The sequence below is a fragment of the Parageobacillus thermantarcticus genome, assembly GCF_900111865.1.
In the GTDB taxonomy this organism is placed as follows: domain Bacteria; phylum Bacillota; class Bacilli; order Bacillales; family Anoxybacillaceae; genus Parageobacillus; species Parageobacillus thermantarcticus.
Map to the genome: position 1 here is coordinate 1 of NZ_FOJS01000072.1, position 8,020 is coordinate 8,020.

Sequence of the window (8,020 nt, forward strand, 5' to 3'; positions counted from 1 at the left end):
GTTGGGTGAAGCAATATCTGAATGTCCCGACCTTGTTTGGCACGACGGAAAATGCGGTATACAACCAACTGTTTGCGGCGTTCATCGCGTATGTGTTGCTGCGATGGCTGTATGATCAAACCAAAAAACAGACGAACGTCTCTCTTTCCTTCATTTCGTTCGTTCGCCGTTTTTTCTCTGGGCAGCTTCCTCTCGATTGGAAATCCGGGATGGCCGCTGCTTTGTTTGAGTATGCCCAAATTTATGGAAGGCGTATGTATAATTTTGGATAATCAACACTCGTGCAATAAAAAAATCAAACCAACAACCCAAACCATCTTTCTTTCCCCTACCCCGTTATTCTAGCAATAAATCCTCCTACCAAATACCCTGCTAATAAAATAATAAAAGATGCTCCTACATAAAATCCTATTCTAATAAATGTATCCTGGCGGTTAACAAAATCGATAATTAAATCTAATACTTTCATATTGAATTCCTCCATAAATCTTTATTTATACAATAAATTAACATAAGATGAACATGTTGTAAAACGCATAACGAATGCATAAATGCACATAAAAAATCCACCACCTTGTAAATCATATACAGTAACCAAAAACAACTACCAAGTGGTGGACACTATCATGATTTCCAATTGGAACTGCGAACATGCATGGACTGATGAAATGGCCCCAATTTTAGAAGCATTATTTCGGTATATTGACTCGCTATCATTGCCGGAAACACCGTATGTGACAGGAAAACCGCCGGTGTCGAAAAAATCCTTATTGAAATGCTTCTTTTTGAAAACGTTTTTTTCTATTGATTCCTTACGAAAATTAGTGCGCATTTTGCAGCGTTTTCGTTGTTTTCAACGGGCTTGTGGGCTTGGTGAAGTTCCTCATCTTTCTACGTTTTCCCGTGCGGCGAAGTGGTTTAAGGAACAGGGATTTCCTGTTTTTCATGCACAGCTGCTCAAAGACCTGGAAGTACGGTATCCGCAAATCGTGCTGATCGACAGCACGGCACTTCGAAGCAGTCTTTACGATTCGCAAGCAAAGTGGGGGGGCACCCGATACCATTAGTTTAAAGGATATAAGCTCCATCTCTGCACCACTGCCGTGGGAATCATTTTATCTCATGTGTTGACCACAGTGAATCGGAATGATGCGGCAGTGGCACCAGAATTGCTTGCTTCTTTGGAGCAATGGGATATCGAATTTGCATTAGGTGACGCCGCGTATGACAGCGAAAAGGTTCGTCAAACAGCAGAGCAGGCAGGAATCCTATTGATTTTCCACATCAACCGCCGCAATAGTGGGGAACGGAAAGATGCCTACGGCCGTGTTCTTCCTTTTTCTTTTTGAAAACGAGGTTTGAACAATGGCTGTTTGGACTTCGTCGTGAGATGGAACGAGTATTTAATGAGTGAAAGAGTGATGGGTTCGAACAGCCAAAATGGTATGGATTTCATCGATATGTACTGCATGTGTTATGTTGAATCCTTATGCATAGCTTCGAGTTTTTACTCTAGTTTTGCAAGACCATCTAGTAAAGTGCCTCAGAAGCTTTGCATGTAACTCTTGTGCTTTGTATATCCCACGAGTGAGAAATCTCATCTCTTACAAATTCAAATGCTATTTTAGCCTTTTCGATTTCTGACTGTCCTTCATGAAACAATCATTAATTTTGTTCTGAATGAAAGGATGTGAAAAATTGACGACATCTAATTCTTCCAGGTAGTCCATCAAATTAGCGGACTCAGGAATTAGTTCCATTTTATTTCCCCTTATTAAATACGTTTTTTGTATAATTATACAAATATTTAAATAAAAAATACAACGGTGATTTACTTAAGTAACTTCAACAAAAAAGGAGGAACAATGTTTCCTCCCATCCAATGGTTTATCATTTTTTATAAACAATAATTAATCACAGCCTCCTCCCGAATCCCCTCCTCCTAAGTCTCCGCCGCCAATATCATGACAATCCGCCGCACGGCCATAATCGTTAGAAAAATCTGTAGAATTTAGATAAATATAATCGGTTTTCTTTTGTTTTCTTCTGGAGCCATAACGGACAGCGATCATGGATATCCCTAAAATTAGAGAAATGATTCCTAACCATGCATTACCTTCAAGAAATAATGCCACACTTACAAAAATGAAGGTAAGAGCTAGTAAGAGACCAACAGACAACATATTCTCCCACCTTTTTATTTAAATGGAACCAAAAAATTAACGTTGGAAAATCAAGCAAAAATGAGCAATGGAAAATCACTATTATTACCTATCCACTCTTATTTTACTTTATTTTCCAAAAGACAATTCTGCATTTTATTTTTCTGTAACTTTCTGTTTGACCAAGAAGATTAGGATGCAAATGAAGGAGTAGATTTCATTTGCTGTCTTTCTTTTTTCAATTCCCTTTTGTCCGTTTAAACCACGTATATATTGTTTGTATATCTTTTTGATCAAGATCCACGACTTTTCCCCCGGCACCGCCAGTTCCGGACATGACTGTTGCCATAATGGTTCCCAGGCGTTGCCGCTGCTGAAACCAGTTGCAGGAAGCTTCCATGGATTGAATACGATTTTTTAACATATAAACGGTTCTGACGCTCAAAAGACGGCTTCTTAACGCAAGCTGATGATTCGAAATCGCCCAGCCGGCATCCTGATAGCTGAGATAGCCGAAGTAAGAAGCGATTGAAAGCAATAATAACAGCAATAATCCCCATGGACGCAGCCAAAAAGCAGCGATGCAAACAGGGAAAAGCAATACATATAAAGGCCGGAGCATGTAGCGGATGCACGCCCGCTTTGGCGGTGCGATGAATTTAAGATTTAGGCTATATTCCGGAAGACAAGAGAGAATAACAGAAGCAATCCGCTCCTTTTTGATTAACGGACAAAGGACAATACTTCCGTGATCGCCTTCATTGAAAGCTCCTCCTGCATGAATGACATAAACGGAAGCATACCCAAACCATCGTCGGATGATGTTTTCCTTTATCACAATGCCTTGCACCCGCTCTATCGGGATCGCAATTTTTTTCCTTTCAAGGAGCCCTCTTGAGATGATGATATTCTCTCCTATTTTTTCCACCGTAAAAAACGCATACCTGAGCATATTTTGAATGACCGATATGATATAGGCGGCAATGAAGATCAACAAAATAACCACCGCTGTATAAAACACACCATGCGCAATAAATGTTTGCGCATCTTTATATAGTTTTTCATAAGGAATGAGTTCGTCAAATTGAGTGGCAAAGAGGAAGATGGCGGAAATAACGCCAAATGCTCCGCCGCTTGTCAGCGCTACTTGGAAAATTTCCCAAAAATTCATCGAAAAGATGATGTTTTTTTCTTCTTGTTCCAACCCTTGATCATTTGGGAGAAAAGACGCTGTACTTTCTTCTCGCGGCAGAATTTCCGCGATTTCTTCCGTTTTTTCTTTAGATTTTTGAATCAAACGTTGAAGCTGTTTCGCTTCTTTCCTTGTCACAGCGGTTAATACAGCCTCGGCTTCTCCTGGTTGATGGCCGGCCGTTTCCACATTCACTTTGACGACTCCAACCATTCTTTGCAAGAAGCCTTCGGATATAGAAATGCCTTGAATGCGTTCAAACGGAATATATCTTTTTTTTCTTACAAACACACCGTATTCAATACGCAATTCCCCTTCTTCCAACCAATAGGTAAAGCGAAGCCAAGAAACAATTCCGATGACAATGGTATAAACGACAACGGCCAGCGGCACAGTGATATCCCACATCGAGGAAACGGTTTTATTTCCGATAATAATGACGAGGATCAGCGGCAAAAACGCGTCTTTCAATTGTTTTAAAATATTGGCGATGACGGAAATGGGATGCAGACGTTTTTTCTCAGACATCTTCATCCGCCACCCTCGCTAATCTGGAAATATGATAACGCAGCTCCTCTGCTTCTCCCTCGTCAAGCGCGGGAATTTCATGCACCGTTGCGGCGGTGAAAATGGTGACGGAGGCCAGTTTGTATTTTTTCAATAATGGCCCTTGACTTGAATCTACATGCTGCACGCGAATCATGGGAATTAATGTCCGCTTCATGACAAACAATCCTTTTTGAATCTCAATTTCCTGCTCGCGCACTTCATAGCGCCATCTCCGCCAACGCAAGGTTGGAATAAAAAAGATGAAAAAATATCCTTCCCCAAGCAATAAAATAACCAGAATCGGAATGATCCATTTCGGTCCGTCAAAAATGATCAGAAGGGCAATGACAGTGGCAAAGGCGATAAAAGAAACGGCCCATCCGATCATGCCGTATATCCGCCATACCGACAGCGCTCGTTCGGAGATTCTTTTTCTAGGCTCTCCATTCATGATTTCTCTATCCCCCTTAAACAAAGACAATCCATCGACGTAATGGTTATACGTATTTAGTATACAAGAAGTTTCCATCTTTAACTATCTGTTACTGTAGAATAACAAACTTTTGGAAAAGCAGGAAAATGAGCATGTTTCAAGAAAAATTATAGGATCGAAGCCATTGGAGAACGTGAATGATAAACCACTACGCTTATATTGTTCGTACGCTGCGAAACCATCGCCCTTGCCAAGGCATTTGGTTTATACTGCAGCACCTTCATCTTTAATACTTTTTTCACGCGTCTCTGGACTTGCAACCCCTTTTCCCGAAATGATGCGCGAAACCGTCGACTTCGAAACACCAGCCCTCAACGCGATGTCTTTAATGGTGTAGCCCACTAAAGTTAGCCTCTATACCGTTTGGTCCGGTTCGTTTTCAAAGCCTCATTCCAAGATGGATATTATACATGCATTCATTTGTCAAATCATTTGCAACTTCGTCATGAAAAAAGGCACGAATCAAATCCGTGCCTTCCGCCGTAACGAATCTATTTTTTTAAAACAGCGTCCATATCCGCGCTGGCTGTTTCTGTTTCCCATCGATGGCGTCATCGGATATAAACAAAAAAGCCAGGCGGTCATTTTGCCTATGCCGCATGGTTTAATGAAACAATCCGCTTTTTTTCGCTTTCGCATGCAGCGAATGCATGTATTTGTTCAACGGTTCTTTCAGAAGCGTACCTAATAAGAGAGCCAGGACGGCAAACATCATGAGACGAACCGCATCGTTTTTCACTTTTCCCCACACAATGCCGCCGACTGCTTCGCGCATCAAATCAATCGCATACGTAAACGGCAAAAACGGGTTGATGTTTTGGAAAAATTCCGGAATAAGCTGAACCGGATACGTCCCCCCTGCTCCGGCGATTTGGAAAACGAGCAGGACGATGGCCAGCGCCTTGCCGACGTCGCTGAATACTGATACGAGCGTAAAGACAATGACAATAAACACAAAGCTGCATAACAGCCCAAAGAGGATGAACCAGCCGGAGTCATGAATATAAATATTCTTTAAAAGAAATACATCTCCTAACGTGACAATAAGCGCCTGAATACTGCTGCATGTCCAAAACGTCAGCAGCCGGCCAAAATAAATTTCTCTGCTGGTATACCCTTCTGCCTCATAAGGTTCGGTAGAAAGCAACGACACTAACAGCAGACAGCCCACCCATATGGACAAGACGGTATAAAACGGGTTCATCCCCGATCCATAGTTCGGAAGCGGAAACAATCTATGCGTCTTTAAGTCGACGGGATGGGCCAAAAATTCACCTTTTGCTCTTGGATCATTTTTTAATAAACGAATGATGTCGTAGATGTTTGTCTCTTTTTTCAATTTTACAAGAAAGGAAGCGATATCGTTGACTTTCCGCGCAAGAAACGGATACTGATCGCTTGCCGTCTGCAACATTTCTTCCCCCTGCTTGAGACCGCTGCCGGCGTGCTGAAGAAACCGCTCTAATTCCAGAATGGTGTTGGCGATGTCCGCGAGTATGCGGCGGGCGTCTTGAAGCGTCTGCTTCGTTTCGTTCATTTTTTCTTTCATGAGTGGTGCGATATGTTGCTCGTATTCATTCATCACCCGATCGACTTGCTTTACCGCAGCTGCCGCCCGCTCATTTAGGTCGGTGAGAAGATGGTTGCCTAGCTGCGCCCCGTTTTCACTTTGCTCGTACGCTAACTTGGCAAGGCGTTGTGCTTCTCTTAAATTGGATTTTATGCCTGTCAGACGGCCGGACAATTGTTCCATATTGGCGGAAGCCGTGCGAGAGAAAGCTCGCTTTTCGATCATGTTATTGAATATGCGAAGCTGTGTTTGCGCTTCATCTGCCATTTGTTCCCCAGCTGCGGCCATGCTCTGGACGTCGGAAAGCCATTGCCGCTGCTGGGCAAGGGAAAGGTTTTCTTGTAGCTTGTTAGTTACGGCATAGATGGACATGGTGATTTGCTGCAGCGTACGCAAATTTTCCGTGATTTGCGGCGTCAATGTCTTTGCTTTTGCTTCCGCTTTCGTGAAAAACTGATTCATTTCATCAAGAAACGCAATGCCGCTGTTGACGATCCGTTTCGCTTCGGGAAGCGTTTTTTCCGCTTTATTGACGAGCCGTTCCGCCTCTTTCGCGTCGGACATCGATTGGTTTAACAGCCGCTTGATTTCCGGCAGCTTCGTCTGCAGCTGAAAAATCAGGGTCTCAAAATGGCGAATATCTGGCAGCTGTTGTTCTAATGCCACCCCCGCTTCATGAAAGATAGAAAACAAAACGCTGTTGACAACAGCGACAAATTGATCGCTTACTTGCTCGGTGATGGTGCTCGCTCCTTTGGATGTGATTCTCGGCGCAATCGCGTTCTTTTTGTCATTTTCATAGTAATGAATGACAGCCTGCTCCGGCCTATCTTGCACAATGGTAGCCAATTTTTCTGAAAAATCGCTTGGAATGACGATCGTCGCAAAATAATCGCCATAGCGGACGTTTTTCATTCCTTCTTGTTTGCCAACAAATTTCCAGCCTAAGTCATGATTGTTTCGTAGCGCCCTAACAATTTCTTTTCCGGCGTTAAACGCATGTCCTTGAATTTTTGCCCCTTTGTCTTCATTGACAATTCCTACTTTAATGTTTCTCGTGTTGGCATACGGATCAATAGAAGCTTCGATATTCACCCACGCATAAAGCGATGGCAGAAGAAGCAATCCGCCTACCAATACCGCCGCTACCCAGTTTGTTGCTATTTGCTTCATATCGTGAACATAAAGATTCCATATCTTTTTCACGAACCTCAACTTCCCTTTAGTGTGATTAAACTGCTTTTGTTAGTATAAACCAATGAAAAAAAAACTAAACATAAGCGGCGGATTGGAAACGAGCACAGTATGTTTACAAAAAACGGCTGGCTAACCAGCAGATGATGTATAAAATTTTGTGTAAAGCATTTTGCTAGACCAAAAGAAAAAAGGTAGGGTATTCTCTGATTTGGACCACAACACATTCCAGAGAAAGGAGTACCCTACCTATGTCTAAAAGAAGTATACCGAATGTCGACTGGGCAAATCAACTGGAAAATGCCATTCGTCAGTTTGTAAAAGAAAAATTAGAACTGATTATGCGGGAAGAAATCAAAAATTTCCTCGAAATCGAACAGGCTGGAACGCCGAATATGAGAAACGGCTACTATCAACGAAATCTAGATACACAATATGGCCGGATTGAAGGTCTTTTGGTCCCTAGAGACCGAAACGGAGAATTTCAAACCCAATTGTCCGCTCCTTACCAACGCCACACCGGCTGGCTGGAGGAAGCCATCATCAGGATGTATCAAAGCGGCATGAGTACGCGTGAAATTGGCAAGTTTATCGAACGAATTCTAGGAAGCACCTATTCTCCTGCGACGATCAGCCGGATTACCGATGTCGTGAAGGAAGACATCGAGAAATGGCACCATCGTCCACTACACAAACGTTATTCGGTCTTATATTTGGACGGCTTGTACGTGAAACTTCGCCGGGATACGGTAGAGAAAGAAGTTATTTATGTGGTATTGGGGGTGAACGAAGAAGGGTATCGTGAAATTCTTGATTTCTTCGTAGGAGGACAAGAAAGCGCCTATGTATGGCAGGAGATT

At 42.7% G+C, this 8,020-nt stretch carries 7 protein-coding genes and 3 pseudogenes; 3 read left to right on the top strand and 7 right to left on the bottom strand.

The features are described 5' to 3' along the window. Nucleotides 1-272 (top strand): annotated as a pseudogene (locus BM278_RS17245) (IS4 family transposase); the annotation flags it as partial. A gap of 56 nt (nt 273-328) precedes the next feature. Here BM278_RS17245 and BM278_RS19000 read toward each other — a convergent pair. Then, nucleotides 329-469: a hypothetical protein gene (locus BM278_RS19000; protein ID WP_012749540.1), complete on the bottom strand. Its 141-nt coding sequence runs from the start codon at nt 467-469 to the stop codon at nt 329-331. A gap of 157 nt (nt 470-626) precedes the next feature. On the opposite strand from BM278_RS19000, the pseudogene BM278_RS19605 reads away from it, so the two are divergent. Continuing rightward, nucleotides 627-1,483: pseudogene (locus BM278_RS19605) on the top strand (transposase). Nucleotides 1,484-1,533: 50 nt separating this feature from the next. Here the strand turns inward: BM278_RS19605 and BM278_RS19385 are convergent. The 6 genes and pseudogenes from BM278_RS19385 to BM278_RS17280 form a co-directional block, all read right to left on the bottom strand. After that, nucleotides 1,534-1,760: pseudogene (locus tag BM278_RS19385) on the bottom strand (transglutaminase-like domain-containing protein); the annotation flags it as partial. A gap of 150 nt (nt 1,761-1,910) precedes the next feature. Next, nucleotides 1,911-2,183, bottom strand: coding sequence for a hypothetical protein (locus BM278_RS17260; RefSeq protein WP_090952278.1), 273 nt, complete (start codon nt 2,181-2,183; stop codon nt 1,911-1,913). 217 nt (nt 2,184-2,400) lie between these two features. Continuing rightward, nucleotides 2,401-3,888 (bottom strand): PH domain-containing protein, encoded by a 1,488-nt coding sequence (locus BM278_RS17265; RefSeq protein ID WP_013878186.1) that lies wholly within the window; start codon nt 3,886-3,888, stop codon nt 2,401-2,403. Beyond that, complete coding sequence (locus BM278_RS17270; RefSeq protein ID WP_090952281.1) at nt 3,875-4,354, bottom strand: PH domain-containing protein; 480 nt, start codon at nt 4,352-4,354, stop codon at nt 3,875-3,877. Before BM278_RS17270 ends, BM278_RS17265 begins: the two co-directional genes overlap by 14 nt. Before the next feature lie 246 nt (nt 4,355-4,600). Then, nucleotides 4,601-4,738 carry a LacI family DNA-binding transcriptional regulator gene (locus BM278_RS19390; protein WP_233504918.1) on the bottom strand — a complete coding sequence of 46 codons (138 nt, stop codon included), beginning with the start codon at nt 4,736-4,738 and terminating at the stop codon, nt 4,601-4,603. A 262-nt stretch (nt 4,739-5,000) separates the two neighbouring features. Beyond that, a complete protein-coding gene (locus BM278_RS17280; protein ID WP_090952284.1) occupies nt 5,001-7,172 on the bottom strand; it encodes a YhgE/Pip domain-containing protein in 2,172 nt (723 codons plus the stop codon). A gap of 239 nt (nt 7,173-7,411) precedes the next feature. Here BM278_RS17280 and BM278_RS17285 point away from each other — a divergent pair. Further along, nucleotides 7,412-8,020, top strand: a 609-nt coding sequence (locus BM278_RS17285) for an IS256 family transposase (protein ID WP_208601835.1), incomplete at its 3' end; no start/stop codon positions are given.